17 protein-coding genes are annotated in these 19,762 nt (G+C 40.9%); 12 read left to right on the plus strand and 5 right to left on the minus strand.

Annotated elements, in window-relative coordinates; translation table 11 throughout:
* The first annotated feature begins 7 nt into the window (after positions 1–7).
* The 3 genes from atpH to atpG all read left to right on the plus strand — a co-directional run bounded on the left by atpH (position 8) and on the right by atpG (position 3,088).
* Positions 8–541 (plus strand): ATP synthase F1 subunit delta, encoded by a 534-nt coding sequence (atpH, locus tag F565_RS0119185; protein WP_026300185.1) that lies wholly within the window; start codon positions 8–10, stop codon positions 539–541.
* A gap of 37 nt (positions 542–578) precedes the next feature.
* Complete coding sequence (gene atpA, locus F565_RS0119190) at positions 579–2,153, plus strand: F0F1 ATP synthase subunit alpha (RefSeq protein ID WP_020214870.1); 1,575 nt, start codon at positions 579–581, stop codon at positions 2,151–2,153.
* A 71-nt stretch (positions 2,154–2,224) separates the two neighbouring features.
* A complete protein-coding gene (gene atpG / locus F565_RS0119195; RefSeq protein ID WP_026300186.1) occupies positions 2,225–3,088 on the plus strand; it encodes an ATP synthase F1 subunit gamma in 864 nt (287 codons plus the stop codon).
* A gap of 170 nt (positions 3,089–3,258) precedes the next feature.
* On the opposite strand, the gene F565_RS0119200 is transcribed toward atpG, so the two are convergent.
* Positions 3,259–5,352: a prolyl oligopeptidase family serine peptidase gene (locus F565_RS0119200; protein ID WP_020214872.1), complete on the minus strand. Its 2,094-nt coding sequence runs from the start codon at positions 5,350–5,352 to the stop codon at positions 3,259–3,261.
* A gap of 135 nt (positions 5,353–5,487) precedes the next feature.
* Here F565_RS0119200 and F565_RS0119205 point away from each other — a divergent pair, with 135 nt between their 5' ends.
* The 7 genes from F565_RS0119205 to F565_RS0119235 all read left to right on the plus strand — a co-directional run bounded on the left by F565_RS0119205 (position 5,488) and on the right by F565_RS0119235 (position 12,744).
* Positions 5,488–6,939 (plus strand): lipopolysaccharide biosynthesis protein, encoded by a 1,452-nt coding sequence (locus F565_RS0119205; RefSeq protein ID WP_020214873.1) that lies wholly within the window; start codon positions 5,488–5,490, stop codon positions 6,937–6,939.
* 21 nt (positions 6,940–6,960) lie between these two features.
* Positions 6,961–7,395 (plus strand): dUTP diphosphatase, encoded by a 435-nt coding sequence (gene dut / locus F565_RS0119210; RefSeq protein WP_020214874.1) that lies wholly within the window; start codon positions 6,961–6,963, stop codon positions 7,393–7,395.
* A 74-nt stretch (positions 7,396–7,469) separates the two neighbouring features.
* A complete protein-coding gene (locus F565_RS22535; protein WP_020214875.1) occupies positions 7,470–8,312 on the plus strand; it encodes a tetratricopeptide repeat protein in 843 nt (280 codons plus the stop codon).
* A gap of 8 nt (positions 8,313–8,320) precedes the next feature.
* Positions 8,321–9,331: a sugar nucleotidyltransferase gene (locus F565_RS0119220; RefSeq protein ID WP_020214876.1), complete on the plus strand. Its 1,011-nt coding sequence runs from the start codon at positions 8,321–8,323 to the stop codon at positions 9,329–9,331.
* A gap of 5 nt (positions 9,332–9,336) precedes the next feature.
* Positions 9,337–10,695: a tetratricopeptide repeat protein gene (locus F565_RS0119225; RefSeq protein ID WP_020214877.1), complete on the plus strand. Its 1,359-nt coding sequence runs from the start codon at positions 9,337–9,339 to the stop codon at positions 10,693–10,695.
* Positions 10,695–11,471 (plus strand): lipoprotein insertase outer membrane protein LolB1, encoded by a 777-nt coding sequence (gene lolB1 / locus F565_RS0119230; protein WP_020214878.1) that lies wholly within the window; start codon positions 10,695–10,697, stop codon positions 11,469–11,471. The genes F565_RS0119225 and lolB1 overlap by 1 nt, the downstream gene beginning before the upstream one ends.
* 16 nt (positions 11,472–11,487) lie before the next feature.
* Positions 11,488–12,744 (plus strand): murein hydrolase activator EnvC family protein, encoded by a 1,257-nt coding sequence (locus F565_RS0119235; RefSeq protein WP_020214879.1) that lies wholly within the window; start codon positions 11,488–11,490, stop codon positions 12,742–12,744.
* A gap of 461 nt (positions 12,745–13,205) precedes the next feature.
* On the opposite strand, the gene F565_RS0119240 is transcribed toward F565_RS0119235, so the two are convergent.
* The 4 genes from F565_RS0119240 to F565_RS0119255 form a co-directional block, all read right to left on the minus strand.
* Positions 13,206–15,086, minus strand: coding sequence for a T9SS type A sorting domain-containing protein (locus tag F565_RS0119240; RefSeq protein ID WP_020214880.1), 1,881 nt, complete (start codon positions 15,084–15,086; stop codon positions 13,206–13,208).
* A gap of 217 nt (positions 15,087–15,303) precedes the next feature.
* Complete coding sequence (locus F565_RS0119245; RefSeq protein ID WP_020214881.1) at positions 15,304–16,128, minus strand: T9SS type A sorting domain-containing protein; 825 nt, start codon at positions 16,126–16,128, stop codon at positions 15,304–15,306.
* Between the two features lie 172 nt (positions 16,129–16,300).
* On the minus strand, positions 16,301–16,810 hold the full coding sequence (locus F565_RS0119250; RefSeq protein WP_020214882.1) for an acyl-CoA thioesterase: 510 nt from the start codon (positions 16,808–16,810) through the stop codon (positions 16,301–16,303).
* A gap of 324 nt (positions 16,811–17,134) precedes the next feature.
* Positions 17,135–18,082: an HU domain-containing protein gene (locus F565_RS0119255; RefSeq protein WP_026300187.1), complete on the minus strand. Its 948-nt coding sequence runs from the start codon at positions 18,080–18,082 to the stop codon at positions 17,135–17,137.
* A 98-nt stretch (positions 18,083–18,180) separates the two neighbouring features.
* Here F565_RS0119255 and dprA point away from each other — a divergent pair, with 98 nt between their 5' ends.
* Positions 18,181–19,284 carry a DNA-processing protein DprA gene (gene dprA / locus F565_RS0119260; RefSeq protein WP_020214884.1) on the plus strand — a complete coding sequence of 368 codons (1,104 nt, stop codon included), beginning with the start codon at positions 18,181–18,183 and terminating at the stop codon, positions 19,282–19,284.
* 287 nt (positions 19,285–19,571) lie between these two features.
* A partial coding sequence (locus F565_RS23130) for a transposase (RefSeq protein ID WP_020213684.1) occupies positions 19,572–19,762 on the plus strand: 191 nt, incomplete at its 3' end.

A 19,762-nucleotide genomic window follows, 5' to 3' on the forward strand; every position in this document is an offset into this window, starting at 1 on the left:
ATTAGTCATGACAGGATCAAGAGCTGCTATACGATATGCCAGGGCGATATTACAATTGGCACAGTCTGCCGGCACCGCACAACAGGTGGGTGAAGATATGACGCTTATTGCCACGACCATAAACGGTAATACTGAGCTAAACGATTTTATTAACAGCCCCACTATTAAGGCTGAGGTAAAAGAAAATGCTTTAAAAGAAATATTTGCTAATACACAAACCATCACGCAGGGGTTATTTCACCTGTTGCATGAAAACAAAAGGTTTGGTATTTTGCATGCCATTGCAAGCCAGTACAAAACACAGTTTGATGTTGCTAACGGTATAGAGGTAGCTACGGTAACCACCGCAGTAGAAATTACACCGGAGCTTCAGAAAAAAGTACTTGCTAAAATAAAAGAGTTTAGCGATAAACAAATTACGCTTAAAAACATTGTAGACCCATCTATCATAGGCGGGTTTATAATAAGGATAGGCGACAAGCAGTACAATGCATCTGTTGCAAACAGGCTGCTAACATTAAAAAGAGAATTAAGTAATTAGTATTTACCACACATAAGTGTTTAAATTATAACTAACTATGGCGGAGATTAACGCTGCTGAAATTTCAGCAATATTAAAGAAACAATTGTCCGGGTTCGAAACTGGTGCCACACTTGAAGAAGTTGGTACTGTTCTAACAGTGGGTGATGGTATTGCCCGTGTATATGGGCTATCTAACGCGCAATATGGCGAGTTAGTGCAGTTTGAAAATGGGTTAGAGGCTATCGTGCTTAACCTGGAAGAAGACAATGTGGGCGTAGTATTGCTTGGCCCTTCTACAGGTGTTAGGGAAGGCTCTACCGTTAAAAGGACACAACGTATCGCATCGCTTAAAGTGGGTGAGCAAATTGTGGGCCGTGTGGTAGATACCCTTGGCGCTCCTATAGATGGTAAAGGCCCTATTGGCGGCGAACTTTATGAAATGCCCCTTGAGCGTAAAGCTCCGGGAGTTATTTTCCGCCAGCCGGTAACTGAGCCTATGCAAACAGGTATTAAAGCTGTAGATGCTATGATCCCTGTAGGCCGAGGACAGCGTGAGCTTGTTATTGGCGACCGCCAGACTGGTAAAACTACTGTATGTATTGATACCATTCTTAACCAGAAAGAATTTTATGATGCCGGTAAACCGGTATTCTGTATATATGTAGCTGTTGGGCAAAAAGCTTCAACGGTTGCAGGTATTGCAAAAACACTTGAAGAAAAAGGCGCAATGGCTTATACGGTTATTGTTGCTGCAAATGCTTCAGATCCTGCTCCTATGCAGGTTTATGCTCCGTTTGCAGGTGCTGCAATAGGCGAGTACTTCCGCGATACGGGCCGTCCTGCACTTATCATCTATGATGATTTATCTAAACAGGCTGTTGCTTACCGTGAGGTTTCCCTACTACTAAGAAGGCCACCGGGTCGTGAGGCATATCCGGGAGACGTTTTCTACCTTCACTCAAGGTTATTAGAGCGTGCTGCTAAGGTAATTGCAGATGATGATATTGCTAAGAACATGAACGACCTTCCGGATTCGTTAAGGCCTCTTGTTAAAGGTGGTGGTTCGCTTACGGCGTTACCAATCATCGAAACTCAGGCGGGCGACGTTTCTGCATATATCCCTACAAACGTAATTTCGATTACTGACGGACAGATATTCCTTGAGTCAGACTTGTTTAACTCTGGTGTACGTCCGGCTATTAACGTAGGTATCTCGGTATCTCGTGTAGGTGGTAATGCACAGATAAAATCAATGAAAAAAGTTGCCGGTACGCTTAAATTAGACCAGGCACAGTTCCGTGAGCTTGAGGCTTTCGCTAAATTCGGATCAGACCTTGATGCTGCTACACTTAGCGTTATCGAGAAAGGCCGCAGAAACGTGGAAATACTTAAACAGGCGGTTAACGACCCTTATACTGTAGAAGACCAGGTTGCTATTATTTATGCAGGTTCTAAAAACCTGTTGCGTAAAGTACCTGTAAACAAGGTTAAAGAGTTTGAAAAAGATTATTTACAGTACCTTAAAGGCGCTCATAAAGATACTCTTGCCGCTCTTAAAGCCGGTAAATTTACAGATGAGATTACCGATGTGCTTGAAAAAGCAGCAAAAGAGGTTTCTTCTAAATACTAATAAATTAATTTAACAGTTAACCAATGTGGCAATTGTTACATTGGTTAACTGATTGATTATTACATTATAAAATGGCAAACTTAAAGGAAATACGTAACAGGATCACGTCGGTTTCATCCACTATGCAAATTACAAGTGCGATGAAAATGGTATCGGCAGCAAAGCTTAAAAAGGCACAGGATGCCATTACAGCGATGAGGCCATACTCTCAAAAACTGACTGAGTTATTGCAAAATCTTAGCGCTACCCTTGAGGGCAATACCGGTGGTGTATTTGCCGAGCAGCGCCCGGTAAATAAAGTGCTTGTTGTTGCCATAACATCTAACAGGGGTTTGTGCGGTGCATTTAATGCTAACGTTATCAAGCAGGTTAAGCTTATCCAGGATGCCTATGCGGGCAAACAGGTAGATATACTTGCCATTGGTAAAAAAGGAAATGATACACTTAAAAAAACAGCCAATGTTACCGATAACAAAAGCGGTGTTTTTGATGCCCTTACGTTTGAGAATGTTGCTGTTATTGCCCAGTCTTTAATGGATAAATTTGCCGCTGGCGAGTATGACAGGATAGAGCTGGTTTATAACCACTTTAAAAATGCAGGTACACAAATTGTACTTACAGAGCAGTTCCTGCCATTAGAGCCTGTTGCCGTAACTAAAGAAAATACTACTCCTACAGATTATATTTTTGAGCCGGGTAAAGAAGAAATCGTTTTAAGCCTTATACCGCTGTCTTTAAAGACACAGCTATATAAAGCGGTGCGCGACTCTTTTGCATCTGAGCACGGTGCCCGTATGACGGCTATGCACAAAGCTACCGACAACGCAACCGAACTTAGAAACCAGCTTAAGCTTACGTACAACAAAGCACGCCAGGCTGCCATTACCAGCGAGATCCTCGAGATCGTGGGTGGTGCCAATGCGCTTGCAAGCTAATACAGTTACAAAACAAACATAGTTGATGAGAAGGCTGCCTGAAAAGGTGGCCTTTTTTATGAAATGCAGTTATTGGTAGAGACGCATTGAATGCGTCTTCCATATGGGTTGCTAATAGAATTTCCTGTAGAGACGCATTCAATGCGTCTCTACAGGAAACCTGCGTGATTTTATTTGCTCAAATGATACAGTAAAAAGCTGTAAAACGCTGCTTTATCTTTAAGCTTGTCGTCTTCGTTTGTCATAACGCCATAATGGCCCGATTGCGACAATGTTTTAAGATAGATGGGGTTTGTTTGCGCTGCCCTGTTTTGAAGCCTTGCAGCAAACTTAAATGAGTGTACGGGCGGCACCCTGTCGTCATTATCAGATGTGATGATTAGAGTGGTAGGATAATTTACATCATCTTTAATGTTATGATAAGGCGAATATTCCATCATAGCAGCAAATTCGGCAGCTACTTCAGGGTCGCCATATTCGTCATAATGAAAGCGGCCTATGGTGTAATCATGAAACTTTGCCATATCATAAACCCCAACTTTTGGTACGGCAACCTTAAAAAGTTCAGGGCGCTTAACCATAGTGGCACCCACAAGCAAGCCGCCCTGCGAGGCACCTGTTATACCCAGCCTGTTAGGAGATGTATAGCGCTGGGCAATTAAATATTCGGCTGCGTCTATAAAATCATTTACGGTATTAATCTTCTTTAACCCCATACCATTCCTGTGCCACTGCCTGCCTTTGTCTCCGCCACCGCGTACTTCGGCATAGGCATACACACCGCCGTTGTTTAAAAAGTAAATGAGCCCGTTATCATAATGCGGTTCGTTAACAGTGCCAAAACCACCGTATGCCTCCAGCAGGGTAGGGTTGTTGCCATCTAAAACCAAACCTTTTTTATACACAATAGTTATGGGCACCTTCACGCCATCGCGGCTGGTATAGGTTGTGCTTCTACTTTCGAAATAATCAACAGGAAAGGGCGCTGTTGTTTTATTAAAGGTTTGGCTTACATAACGGTCGTAAGCACCGGTATCAAGGTTCAGGGTAAATAATATAGGAGGGATTGTATACGACTTCACGTAGAAAAACACATCCTTATCGTAATAATCATTGCCGGCTAGGGTAACATCCATAGCTTTTGGTGTCTGTATCTTCTTAATAAATTTACCGCTATAGTCAAACAACATCAGGTAATTGCCGTCGGCATTTTTGTACTTGCACACAATCCTGTCCTTAAAAAAATAAGTATCTGTTAGCAGCTGGTTTTGATATTGCGATATGATCACCTTTTTCTCGGCAGGGTTATCAGGGTCAAAACTGCGCACATCGCCCCAGTTAGATTCTTTAGATGATATGTATATACGCCCATTATTATAACCCGATATTTCGAAATCAGGAGGCACATTATCAAGGAATTTTTTAAGCTCGAAAGTATCTTTGGTAAGGTCGGCATAAAAATAATCCACCTTTGCCTCTTCCTTATCAGCTACATAAAGAAAAAGGCGCGTACCATCGTTAGATGTAAAATAATAAGTTTGCCCTTTAATAGACGATGCATCAAAGATCAGTTTATCACCTACTACATCTGTTCCCAGTTTATGGTAAAATACCTGAAAAGTAGAATCGGCCGCAAACTGAGATGCATTGGTATTCTTGTTGTAAAAAATACCTTCATCGCCTTTCCAGGCCATGCCGCCAAATTTTGCGTTCTTAATAACATCCGGCAATTTTTTGCCGTTAGCTATCGTAACAAAGCGCACCTCGTGCTGGTCGCTGCCATCTATCATTAGCTTATAAGCTAATGTTTTAGATGTTACAGATGGTTCATATGACAGAACATTTACGGTCTTGCCGCTATAAAAATAGTTGGGGTTAACCAGGTTTATAAAATTACCGTCGAGTTTTTTTTTATACCCTAACGAGGCGGTTTGCTGCTCTTCGTCGCTGTAGCGCAGCAGCGAATAATAGTACAGGCGTTCTTTACGCGGAATATGAAAATCGGTCTGCGCTTCATATTTTGTAATTGTGGGCAGCGAGAATACTTTATCATTAACCATGTTTATATGTGCGCCCGACACTTTATTTTGGGCGGCTACCCATGCAGTAACCTCGGGGCTGCGCATGTTTTCCAGCCAGGTATAATCGTCTTTATAGGTCTTACCGTGTTTGGTAACGTTCTGGGTGGTTTTTTTAGTAACAGGATAATTTTGTGCCAAAGTAAAAAGCGGCAGTAATACTATAAAAAGATAAAGGTGTTTCATGGTAAATATTGGTTGCAGCAAATATAGAACTACTGCCGTAATAACAGGCACCTGCATAACATATTGATAATATAGCTGCCTGTTTTTTAATTACTGCAAAATATACCTACTTTTGCCTATCTATAAAACAAAGCTTTGAGCGTCTATAAAAATCTTTTTAAGCAAACCGCCGTTTATGGCATAGCCACAGTGGTGCCGCGTATGTTTAGCTTTATACTTACACCACTTTACACCGGTGTTATGGACAATGCCAAATATGCCGATGTATCTATCATTTTTTCATGGCTTGTGTTTTTTAATGTTATCCTGGCTTATGGTATGGAAACTGCTTTTTTCAGGTTTTACCATTCGGCCGATAAAAAACAGGTTATCAGCACCAGCACCATATCATTATTCTGGTCTTCGGTAGCTTTCCTGAGTGTTGCACTGTTATGCCGCAATTTTTTAGCCGATGCCATAGAAATAGATACCGAATATATAACGTATACAATTTGGGTGCTTGCGCTCGATGCCCTTGTTATTGTACCCTTTAGCAAGCTTCGCGCCGAAGGCAGGCCTATGGTTTATGCCGCCATAAAAATAGGCAATGTGGCTTTTAACCTTTTGCTTAACCTCTTTTTCCTTTTATGGCTCCCAAAACTTGCAGGCAAATACCCCGATAGTTTTGTGGCCACGTTATACATTAAAGATTTTGAGGTAGGTTATGTATTTGTGGCTAACGTAATGGCCAGCCTTGCCACACTGCTGGTACTGCTGCCGCACTATGTAAAACTGTCCTGGCATTTTAACAGTACCCTCTGGAAAAATATGATGCGTTATGCACTTCCGGTTATGGTGGCAGGTATTGCTTTTGCCATTAATGAAACCTTCGACAGGCCTTTGCTTAAGTTTATGGGCGTTAACCCTGATGATATTGGGGCTTATGCTGCCTGCTACAGGCTGGCATTATTTATGACACTGTTTACAACGGCTTTCAGGCTGGGTATAGAGCCTTTCTTTTTTAGCCATGCGGGTACTGCAAATGCCCCCCAAACCTACGCAACGGTTACAAAATATTTTGTAATATTCGGGTCGGTTATACTGCTTGGGGTTGTAGCCTTCGCCGATGTTTTAAAAGTAATATTGCTTCGCGATTCTTCTTTTTGGGAAGCCATGAATGTTGTGCCGCTTATTATCCTTGCTAACTTTTTCCTGGGTATATATACTAATCTTTCGGTATGGTATAAGCTATCTGATAAAACCAAAATGGGTGCCTATATTTCTATTATAGGGGCAGCGGTAACACTGCTGTTTAACTTTGCGCTTATCCCTGTTTGGGGGTACATAGGGTCGGCCATTGCAACAGTTGCCGCTTATGGTACCATGATGGCAGTATCTTACTACATGGGCGCTAAATACTACCCTATACCTTACGACCTTAAAAAAATGGGATTATATGTAGGGCTTTCGGCAGGACTTTCATGCCTGTCGTTTTACATTCCTGTTTTAAGGCAAACCTATATTTTTGGTATTGTAGCCTTAGTAGGCTTCATGGCATTTATATACCGCAACGAAAAGCAAACCCTGCTTAAATTCATTAAAAAATAAATCATTATCTTACACAATACAATGACGGTTAAAATCATCAACAAATCGCAGCACGCATTACCTAACTACGAAACTATAGCATCTGCAGGGATGGATCTCAGGGCTAACCTTACAGAGGCTGTAGTACTTGAGCCACTGGGCAGGGCTATTATTAAAACAGGCTTGTTTATAGAGCTTCCATTGGGTTATGAAGCGCAGGTACGCCCACGGAGCGGCCTTGCAGCTAAAAGAGGCGTTACGGTGCTTAACAGCCCCGGTACAGTTGATGCCGATTACCGCGGCGAAATTGGGGTAATTTTAGTAAATTTATCAAATGAGGCCTTCACTATAGAAAATGGCGAGCGCATTGCACAGCTTATTATTGCTAAACATGAACGTGCCGAATGGCTGGAAGCCGATGTGCTTACAGAGACCGTACGTGGCGAAGGTGGCTTTGGCAGTACCGGGGTTAAGTAACATTTGAAAGTTAAAATCGTTTATGTTATGTACTCAATAGTATATAGCTTAAAATATCTAACAGATTGTATTGAATGACGACAAAAGCACATCACATATTTAAAAGGATATTTTTAGTAACTATCTTTTTTTTAAGTATTTGTATCTACGCACAGGATAATGATGCTAAAGTTAAAAATATTGGAGATAAAGCCTGCGAGTGCCTTACCAAAATTAATGTTAATGCTGGTGAGGATAAAATAAAGGAAGAAACCAATAACTGTATTCGCAGTGTTTCTTCAACACCACAGCTTCCTATTGAAGTACAGCGTTATATGGCAAAAAACTGTCCGGCACTAAAAACCATGGCTGTTAAAGCTTACGGAGAAAATCTGTCTACAAATAAAGAAGCATTGAAGTACTATATTGAAGGCAGGAATTTTGGAAATAAAGACAAATACGATTTAGCAATTGCAAGTTATAATAAGGCAGTAATCATCGATCCTAAGTTTGTAGAGGCTTACAATTATTTAGGCAGCAGTTATGAAGAGCTGGGTAAATATACAGAGGCCATTAATAGTTATAAAAAATCGTTAGCCCTTAAACCAAACGAAAAAAAGCCTTTACAAAATATGGCGCATTCTTATGAGTTTTTAAATAACTATAAGGAGGCCATAACTATTTATGAAAAATTTATAGCCCTGTACCCTAAGGATCCTGAAGGATATTATAATGCCGGGAGGACTAATTGCATGATTGAAAACTATGTTAAGGGTTTAGATTACCTTATGAAATCTTACAAAAAGTATAAACAGGCTAATTCCCCGTATCTTGCCGACGCTAAAAAGGCTTTAGATGGCAGTTATAAAATATTACAACAAAAAGGCAAACTGGAAATTTATACCCGGGCTGCAAAAAACAACAATTTTGAATTTTAAATAAACGAATGAAGATAATAGTTCCTATGGCAGGCCGCGGATCGCGCCTTCGCCCACATACACTAACCGTACCTAAACCATTAATACCTATAGCGGGCAAGCCTATTGTGCACCGCCTTGTAGAAGATATTGCCGGCGTTATTAACCAGGATATAGAAGAGATAGCATTTATTATTCATAAAGATTTTGGCGATGTTGTAGCTAAGGAACTTATTGCCATAGCAGAGAAACTGGGTGCTAAAGGCACTATTTACTACCAGGAACAGCCCCTGGGGACGGCGCACGCTATTATGAGTGCTAAAGAAAGTATGACTGGCCCTGTTGTTGTGGCGTATGCCGATACACTTTTTAGGGCAGATTTTACGTTAGATACTACTGCAGACAGTGTTATATGGGTACAAAAGGTAGATGACCCAAGTGCGTTTGGCGTAGTAAGGCTTAACGATAAGAATGAAATTACCGATTTTGTTGAGAAACCAAAGGAGTTCGTAACCGATCTTGCCATTATAGGTATCTACTATTTTAAGAGCGGCGAAACGCTTCGCAGTGAGTTGCAATACCTGCTGGACAACAATATTACTAAGGGCGGCGAGTACCAGCTTACCGATGGCCTTGAGAACATGAAGCAAAAGGGCATGAAATTTGTTCCCGGTAAAGTAGACCACTGGATGGACTGCGGCAACAAGAACGTTACTGTAGAGACCAACTCCCGTATGCTTAATTTTTTACATGAAGATGGCGAGCATTTAGTGTCAGATTCTGTAGTATTAGAGAACAGTACCATTATTCCACCATGCTTTATTGGCGAGGGTGTAGTGCTGGTAAACAGTACTGTAGGGCCTAATGTATCGCTGGGCGAAAAAACAAGGGTGGAAGATTCTGCCATCAAAAACAGTTTGGTGCAAACCAATACATTAATTAAAAACGCAAACCTGGATAACGCCATGATAGGTAACCATGCTGTGTTTAACGGTAATTTTACTGCCATAAGCATAGGCGATTATTCGGTATTAGAATAATATACATGAAATTTAAAATTCTTTTTTACGGTATAATGCTATCAGGGTCTTTAACAGGCCCTGCGGCGGTTTATGCACAACAGGAACCCGACGAAATTGCACTGGCAAACAGTGACTTTGAAAACAATTTTTATGAGGCCCTTAAGCAAAAAGGAATTGAAAATTATGATAAGGCATTGCTTTCGCTGCAAAAGTGCCTGCTTAAAGAACCCGAAAATCCTGTTATTTATGGAGAGTTAGGTAAAAATTACCTTGCGCTTCGTAATCTTGCAGAGGCAGAAAAAGCCTACCTTAAAGCTACACAGTTAGACCCTAAAAACCGCTGGTACTGGCAGGGGCTTTATGATGTGTATTACGAAAATAAAAATTTTACTAAGTCTATCGTAGTAGTACAAAAACTTATGGAGTGGCGCAAAGAGCAGTACCAGGAAGACCTTGTATCGCTGTACATGTATACTCAGCAGTATGACAAAGCACTGGCACTTATTAATGAAATGGAAGAAACCGTAGGCGTATCTGAAAAGCGTACTATGTACAAAACCCAGATAATGGGTGAGGCAAAGTATAAAGAGCCGCAAAAAGAAATACTTGAGGCCGCTATAAAAGCGAACCCCAAGTTAGAGTCTAACTACCTCGACCTTATTTACCTGTATTCTGAAAGTAACCAGGAAGCAAAGGCCGAAGAGGTGGCTAAAAGGCTGGAAAAAGCAATCCCAACATCTGACTGGGCACAGGTAAGCCTGTTTAAATTTCACCTTAATAACAACGAGGGCGATAAAGCATCGGAGTCTATGTTCCGCGTGCTGGAAAGCGGTAAGATAGACAACAAAATTAAACACCGCGTGCTTAACGAGTTTCTTATTTTTGCTACAAATAATCCTAAATACAGCGGCAGCCTTAGTAAAGCTGTAGATTATTTTGAAGATGATAAAAAAATAAACGTAGCAAAAGAGGTAGGTAAGTTTTATCTCAACAAAAAGAAATATACAGAGGCGACACAGTATTTTGAAAAAGGCCTTGTAGTTAAAGCAGATGATATTGAGGGTATAGAATTGCTTTTATATACTTATGCCGAAACCGGGCAAAACGATAAACTGCTTAAGGCCGCTACAAATTATATAGACAGTTACCCCACACAGGCAAGCCTTTACTATTATGCGGGGCTTGGGGCAAACAGGCTTCAGCAATATGCAAAGGCAAAAGATTGGCTTTCTAACGGGCTGGATTTTGTGGTAGATGATGCACAACTCGAAGCTAATATAGACCGCCAGTTAGGCGAGGCTTATGGCGGGCTGGGCGATGCTAAGAAAAAAGAATCTTATTTTGCAGCAGCAGATAAACTTGCAAAAAACAAAAAACAATAATGAAAAAGAGCATAATAGTAGTAATAGCATTAACAGCACTTTTGTCTTCGTGTAAAAGTAAGCAGGCTGTGGTAACAGAGCAGGCCGCAAGTGAAGATAAAGCAGCCCTCGAAATTATTGAAGGGCACTACAAAGCACCGCGCAATTTTGAAACCCTGCTTATAAAGGCAGATGCCGCGTATAAGGACAGTAAAATATCCCAAAAAGTATCAGCAGAGATACGCATTAAAAAAGACGAATCTATACTGGTAATTATCCGTTGGTTAGGCATAACAATGGCTAAGGCATATATAACCCCTACAGAGGTTAGCTATTACGAAAAACTAAACAGCACCTACTTTAAAGGCGACTACGTTGTATTAAGCCGATGGCTGGGTACAGAACTTAACTATGCAAAAGTGCAGAATATGTTAACCGGCGAAGCACTGGATGATCTTAACAAGGGTACTTATAAGGCATCTTTACAGGATGGCCTTTATAAACTTATTGGTAAAGAAAAAGGCGGTATTGTTAAAGAATTTTTATTTGAGGGTGCTAATTACCTTCTTAAAAAGCAACATGTAGAGCAGGCCGGGCAGTCTCCGCGCAGCCTTGACATTCAATATCCTGCCCATAGCAATTACCCGCAGGCAGTATTGCCGGCTGCTATAAAAATAGAAGCTGAGCAAAAAGACAAAGTAAGTATTGATATTCAATATACATCGGTTAAATTTGACGAAAAATTGACGTTCCCGTACGACGTGCCGGAAGGATACGACCAGATTTTTATAGATTAAACCATAACAAACAACTATGAGCAGATTTTTCCTTACTATTTTATTTCTCGGCATCAGCACTTTAGTGTTGGGGCAGGATGGCGACCAGCAAAAAAAGCTGGAGCAGCGCAAAGCTGAAATCCAGAAGGAAATAAGAGAGCTTAACGAACTTATTAAAGACGAAAGTTCTAAAGAAAAATCGGTGCTGACTAAAATATCCGAGCAAAATACTAAAATTAAGCTTAGCGAAAAGCTGATTAGCATGACGGCTAAACAAACCAAACTGCTTACAGATGATATTTACATTAACCAGATAAAATCGAACAAGCTTAACCGCGAACTTAAAGTGCTTAAGGAAGATTATGCCAATATGCTTGTAAGTGCATACAAAAGCCGTAGTGACCAAAGCCGTATTATGTTCCTGCTTTCGTCTGAAGGGTTTTTACAGGCTTACAAGAGGCTACAGTATATGAAGCAGTATGCAAGCTTCAGGAAAATACAGGGCGATGAGATACGCGGTAAAATGGCCGAGCTTGATACCATTCAGCAAAAGCTTGTTGTACAAAAAAAGGATAAGGTAAAACTTCTTAAGGAAAGCGAGACAGAAAAGAAAACCCTTGAGCAGGACAGGGTGGAACAAGAAAAACTTGTTAAGAGCATACGTAAAGACAAGAAAAAATATGCAGGAGATATTGCTAAAAAGAAAAAAGAGTCACGCGAAATTGAGCGTAAAATAGATGCTATGATTCGTGCAGCTATTGCAGAGGCAAATAAAAAAGCGGCTAAAAAAGCGGGTGAGTCTAAAACTACTAAAGCCGCTGCTGCAAAAGAATCTACCACAAAAATTACACTTACAAAAGAAGGTAAAATAGTATCTGACAACTTTAAGGCTAATAAGGGTAAATTACCGTGGCCGGTTGCAAAAGGCTTTATATCTGACAGGTTTGGCACGCATCCCCATCCTTTTGAAAAAGGCGTGGAAACACATAATAACGGCGTAGATATTACCACAGATCCGGGCGCTACAGTCAGGGCAGTATTTGGCGGTGAGGTGTTAAGTGTGCAAATTATTAAAGGAAGCCGTAATAAGATTGTATTATTACAGCATGGAGACTTTATTACCGTTTATTCTAACCTTTCTGCTGTAAGTGTTAGTGTGGGCGACAAAGTGTCGTTAAAACAGTCCTTAGGCACTGTGGGCACTAATGCAGCTACCGGCGATGCGGTTGTAAAATTTCTTGTAGTGCAAAACTCCACATACTTAAACCCGTCATCCTGGATAGCACAACAGTAAACAGGACATAAACCTAAATAGAACAAGCCTTGCATCTGTAAAAAGATGCGAGGCTTTTTCTATATCATCAGTGTCGGTTATCGCTATAGAGATGCATTGCATTTCGTGTCCCACAATAATTTTATACCATTTATGAATATATATTAGCCTGATTTTTTCTGCCATTTTATTTCACGCAAAGTCGCCAAGACGCAAAGCTGGGTTACGCAGACCTACCTACCAAGCGACTGGTAAGTCGCAAAGATTTGCGACTTACCAGTCGCTGTATCGAAACCTAATTTAGTATACAGCTTTGCGTCTTGGCGACTTTGCGTGACAAATTATTTAGACTGGATTATATTAATAATTGGTATTAGACTCATTGCATGTGTCTCTACATGCAACGACTTAAACAGGCTATGTATAAATGCAAAAAAGCCGCCCATTACAGACGGCTTTTTTAAGAATATAACCTAAATAAACTATTGTTTAATAACTCTGGCTGTAGCAGTACCTGCTGCCGTAGTTACCTGTATTATATACGTCCCTGCAGGTAATGATGCAATATTAACCTGTGCTGCAGTATCCTTAGCTCTTTGTGTAATAACATGTTGGCCTAATATATTATTTACTACAATTTGCGATATAAGGGCGCTGTTTTGTATAGTAACAATGCCGTTTGCAGGGTTAGGGTATACTAACAGGCTGTTTTGGGCAATGTTTTTTAAGCCTGCTGTATTGCTTACCGTTATAGGGTGGTATTCGCTTATACAGTTACCGTTAGATTGTGTTACAAAATAAGTCACGCCATCTTCAAGAACGGTGCTGTTAGGAATTTCTACAAATAAAGATTCGTCATTTAATACATACCATGTAATGGTATTGCCTATAGTAACCGATATTAAAAGGTCGGCAACTGTTTCTCCTGCGGTAAATTCCTGTTCATTAGGGCCTCCCGGTTCTCCAAGTATATCTTCTACAGTTACAATTACAGTAGTAGATATACTTGAGCAGTCGCCTATAGTTTGTACTACACTATACCTCCCGCTCATTGCACGGGCTGTTAAAGCTACCGGCTGAGAGATAAAGCCTATAAATGTCCATTGTACTGTAGCACCATCAACAGCAGTAACAGCAAAGTCTCCTACTAATGATCCGTTGCATAACCTTTGTTCTGCTGGAGCATCAGGGGCAGGCAAGCCTATATTTATAGTAATTAGTTTATCACTACTGCATTCGCCTATAGTTTGTGTTGCAGTTATCACACCAGATCTTAATGCTTCAGTCGTTGCAATTGGCTGGCCGTCAAATGTAAAAGTAACAGTACCGGTAGTAACGCCTGTAGCCTGAATATCCGCTACGGTTGCGCCCGCGCAAAAATACTGCGTCGTGGCGCCTTCCGGCTGAGGTACAATTGTTACTTCAATCTCTACCGGTGTTCTTGTACTCTCACAGGTGCCCACTATTTGCGATACATAATGAATACCACTTGTAACCTGTGTTGTTGCAGCTAAGGGTGTGCCACCGGTAGCAGTGGTATACCACCTGTAAGTGGCATCGGTCACAGCACCTGTAGCTGTTAGCTGCGAAGCTGTTGTAGCGCCGCAAAAGTTTTGAGATACTGCTGTGGGAGCATCCGGTATGGTACATGGTATAACGGTTTGTAATGCAGTTACGCCAAATACGTTAAGAACCCCTTCTGCAGCCGATGTTTTTGTAAACTGGATGCTGCTTACATATTTAGCCTGGTTAGCAGTGGCAACATCAACAGTATACATGTATATTCTTGGTTCGCCGCTATCATTTTGTATGCCATTATCACCCCGGCTTACACGGCCAATGCCTTGTTTTACTATAGGAAGTGTTGTGCTGTAAAACCAATCAGGGATCACGCCGCCGGTTACAGTCTGGCTTGTGCCATCGGTAAAATTAACAATTGTTGTAATAGTAACAGATCCGCTGCCGCCGGTAGCCATAACATATAGTTTAGTGGCGGGTAGCTGGTTGCTGAACTCTAAAGTGCCTGTATTGCTTGTTTCCTGCAATCTTAAAACATTATTGCCTGTTAAGGGTGCCAACTGAAATGTAATGGCGCTATTTGCCTGTGAAGTGATTAGCCCGGCCACAGGAAGCGCATTAGAATAAGTGGCTGCTCCCGAGTAAACCCTGAAGTCGGTACTCATAAAGGCATAATTGGCATTATCTACACTACTGGTTGTTGATGCAGATGCAGCACCTGTACCATTGGCAATAACGTCGGCATTATAGCCGGATGTAACTGTGAGGGGTTGGTTAGTCTGGGCAGATGCTGCACCAAAGCTTAACAACGACCCAAAAAATAATGTGCGTAATGTTATCTTCATAGTTTTAATTGTGTTTTAACGTATTGGTTATATAATAATATGCGTATCCACTAAAATTAACTATAAATATGTAACGCCTTACAATAAATCTTAATTATTTATTAAAATAACAATCTTGACGCAAATTGTTATTTATTGATGCATTGTAAGTTTTATATAAAAACAAAGGCTGCCTTAACTAAAAGACAGCCTTAAAAAGATGTACGGTTTGTATTCTTTATTGTTTAATAACTTTTACAGTTGCAGTTCCCTGAGCTGTTTGTAACTGTACGGCATAAGTGCCTGCAGATAATGCAGCAATATTAACCTGTGCAGTGGCAGCATTGTTAGCCTGCGTTAAAACCTTTTGGCCTAATAGGTTAGTTACCACTATTTGAGTGATTACATTTTTACCATTAATGGTAATAACAGATGTAGCAGGGTTAGGGAAAACACTAACTGTTCTCAGCACCTCATTATCAGTTGCAAGTATTTCGCTTACAGTAACAGCGTGGTATGTACTCTCGCAATTACCGTTAGACTGTGTTGCATAGTACGTAGTGCCATCTGTTAGAGCGGCATCCCTTGCTACAAGAGTATACTCTAAAGCTTCATTTCTTGTATACCATTTTACGGCATTACCTTCGGCTGCTGTAACTTCAAGGTTGGCTACTGTTTCTCCAGTGGTAAAATCCTGTGCAGCAGCTCCTGTTGGCTCAGTCGGGGCATCAACAAGGTTTACAAATACATTAGTTGGCGGGCTTGTGCAGCCATCTATCGTTTGGGTAACGGTATACCTGCCACCATCTATAGCATTATCTGTTATGGCTACAGGCTGTGTAATAAATCCAACAAAATACCATTGCACAACGGCTCCGGGATTAGTGCCGGCAACAATGTCGCCTACTTTGGCTCCTGTGCATAGTGTCTGTATTTCTTCTGCTACGGGTGCAGTACAGGCAAGAACGCTGTTTGCATCTGCGGTTGATGATGTGGTTTGGGCAATGGCCGGGCTACATGCAAGGATACATCCTGCAAGTAATGAACGTAGTTGTGTTTTCATAAGTGTTATGTTTTTGCGCTATAACAACTCATAAAACAGATACCCTACCACGTTTTTAATAAAAGTTCTCCATTTAAAAACATTACACATTTTTAGGTATTAATGTGTAATTTGTAACAATAGTTCAAAAAAGAAGCCTTCTGCATAGAAGGCTTTAAATTATATGAAAATACTACATAAAGAGTGCTTTAAGCTCTGTAGCATCATGCGGACTCATTTTTCCGGCTAATACAAGGCTTAATTGCTTGCGGCGCAGTGCAGCATCATAGCGCTGTATCTCAAGTTCGGTTTGCGGTTCTAAAGCGTGTACTTCTACGGGGCAGCCTGTTTCATCTACCGCCACAAATGTATAAATAGCCTCGTTAGCCTTCGTTTTTTCGCCAGATATACGGTCTTCAATCCACACGTCTATATAGGTTTCCATACTCGATTTAAACGCACGCGATACTTTAGCCTCTATAGTTACTACGCTGCCAAGGGGTATGGCGCTGTTAAAGGCCACATGGTTTACAGATGCTGTTACCACAATATGGCCGGAATGACGCCGCGCCGCAATACTGGCTGCCCTGTCCATACGGGCAAGAAGTTCGCCCCCAAAAAGGTTATTAAGCGGGTTGGTTTCTCCGGGTAATACCATATCGGTCATTATACATATCGAGTCGGCTGGGTGTTTTACAGTCATGCGTTTTTTTTTGCAAAGATAACCTTCTTCTTTTGTCTTGAAACAAAAGAAGCAAAAATTCAAGGCTGTAACTTCTTATGATAAAATTATAAGTTTCGGCTAAATCATTTGAACCCGCTGCGCTCAAACAGCAAATGATTTTTAACGCCTCAGCTTATAATTTGCTTAACGCAACAAAGTTTAAGGCCTTAGCTTCACTCGAAATCACCTACTCATATTTCACATTTTAAAGTTTCATATTATTTATGCTTTTTTGTAAATCAGGAAACATATATCGCGAAAAAATTAGCAAAAAAAATCCCCCTTAAAAAGGAGGATTAAATGTTATAGGTCCTGTACCAGTATCCAGGCTTCTTTGTCGCCTGTGGTATGTATTTCTCTCATGGTTTGCTTAGCCTCACTGTAGTGTTCAAAGCTGCCGTACAGTACCGGGAACAACCCAAATTTGTTAGCCTTAAGCCTGCGTGCCTTAAATCCTTTAACTACAAGGGCATTCATGGCTTTATCTGCATTGGCTTCGCTTTTATAAGCACCAGCCACTACGTGGTAAGGCATTTTTACAGCAACAGCTTCTTTAAGCGGAAGCGTTACGGCTGCAGGTAATGGGTTATCTATAAAAAAAGTGGCCTGCTGTATTTGCTGCTCTACTTTTTGCTGTACTGCATTTTGTACCGCAAGGGTTTGTGTTGCAACGCGGTTATCGTTATAAGCTTTAAAGCCTGTACCGCCTGCAGCTACAAGCACTGCAAATACGGCTGCATATTTAAGGTAGGAGTAACTGCGTCTTCTTTCCGGGGCAAATACTACAACCTCTTTTTCTTCGGTAACATCTTCCGTGGTATTAAATACTTCTCTTTTTACTGCCGGCGATGCTATGGCGCTAAGTCCAAAAGCCTCGGTTAAATAATTTACAGGGGTGTCCGGGCTAAATACCAGGCTACCCTCTGCATTAAGGCCTATTTCGCCAAGATTTTTAAGTGTAATAACATCATAATTATTCAGCGACAGTTTCCAGCGGTCTACCGCAAAGGTAATTGCTGCCACAGCCTCTGAATAAGAAATTTTTTCCTGCAAAGCGATGTGATTGGCTAAAAGCCCGTCATTATTTTTTACATTCGCGTTAAAGGAAATGAGTTTTTTAGGAGGATAGAATGTGTGTGTGCCTGCATCGAGGTATGCGGGGCGAATTTCGGTTAAAAATGCGCCAAGCCCTGGTACGGTAACGCACTGGTAACGGTATAGTAAAGCCGATATATGTTTCTCTATCATCATAGCAACAAAATTAACTATTAAGGGGTGAATGCAAAATTTTATCCACAAATTTTATTAACAATACTAACAGTTTAATTAACTGCCATTTACATTTTTTGATGACCGATACAGATTTACTTAATACGCTGGCACTGATGCGAGTGGAAGGTGTGGGCGATATTGTTGCAAAAAAGCTTATAAACCATTTAGGCAGCGCGCAGGCAGTATTTAATGCAAAAAGATCGCAGCTGCTCGCTATAGAGGGAGTAGGCGAAATAATGTACAATAATCTTAAAAATACCAATGTTTTTAAACTGGCCGAAAGCGAGGTAAAATTTGTTAAGGAACAGGGTATAAAGCCACTTTATTTTTTAGATGCTGATTATCCTGAAAGGCTTAAGCATTGTATAGACGGGCCTGTGGTACTATTTAGCTCCGGCAGGATAGACATGGCAGGCCGCAAAACCATAAGCATTGTGGGTACCCGCCAAATGACAAGCTATGGTGCCGATTTTTGCCGAAAGCTGATAGAAGACCTTTCGCCGCTTAATCCGGTTATTATTAGTGGCTTTGCTTATGGTGTAGATATTTTTGCACATCAGATAGCTATGGATAATAATCTGCAAACCATTGGTGTGGTTGCGCATGGCCTGAACCAGATTTACCCTAAGGTACACAAAAAGTATGTTGCTAAGATGGAAGAAAATGGTGGTTTCTTTACCGAATTCTGGAGTACGTCTAACCCCGATAAAGAGAATTTTGTAAAGCGCAACCGCATTGTGGCCGGCATTAGCGAAGCTACTATTATTATAGAAAGTGCCGAAAAAGGCGGCTCGCTCATTACTGCAAATGTAGCTAATGATTATAACCGCGATGTATTTGCAGTGCCCGGCCGCGTTACCGACAAATACAGCATGGGCTGTAATAACCTTATAAAAAGCCAGCGTGCCAATGTACTTACCAATGCTGCCGACCTTGTTTATATGCTTAACTGGGAACTGGAAGAAAAGAAGCACAAGCCGGTGCAAAAGCAGCTTTTTGTACAGTTAGAAGGCGATGAGCAAACGGTGTACGATTACCTGCAAAAGAACGGCAAAGAACTTATGGATATTATTGCCCTGCATTGCGATTTGCCGATTTACCGCCTGTCATCACTATTGCTTACTATGGAGTTAAAAGGACTGATAAGGCCATTGCCCGGTAAATTGTTTGAGGCAATATAGTTTTAATGGATATTTTACGGCAAAGGGCATTCGCTTTTCTCATACACACATGGCAGCTTTATATTGCTATTACAACAGTGCCGAAGATTGAAGAAGCTATAAAGTCTTTATACAGTAAATTGTCAATCTCACAACTTTTGGGATTGATCCCGTAATGCATAATTGAGCGAAAATCGTAAGCATAAAAAAGAAGCCGTCTCAAAACTGAGGCGGTTTTTTTATGCATTTTTTTGGCAGAAAGTTTATTTTTTATTATATTCAAGTATTGATTATCAATATTTTAAGCGATGAAATTTAAGCCCTACAACCAGAACCAGTCGACTCTTTTCCCTCATTCGTTTGATGAATTAATACCTGCGCATCATCCGGTCCGGGTTATTAACTCCGTTGTAGAGAAAATAAATATCCAGCCGTTACTTGAAGCCTATAGTAAAGAAGGAAATCCTGGGTACCATCCCAAAATGCTTTTGAAGGTGAT

The organism is Flavobacterium rivuli WB 3.3-2 = DSM 21788 (genome assembly GCF_000378485.1).
In the GTDB taxonomy this organism is placed as follows: domain Bacteria; phylum Bacteroidota; class Bacteroidia; order Flavobacteriales; family Flavobacteriaceae; genus Flavobacterium; species Flavobacterium rivuli.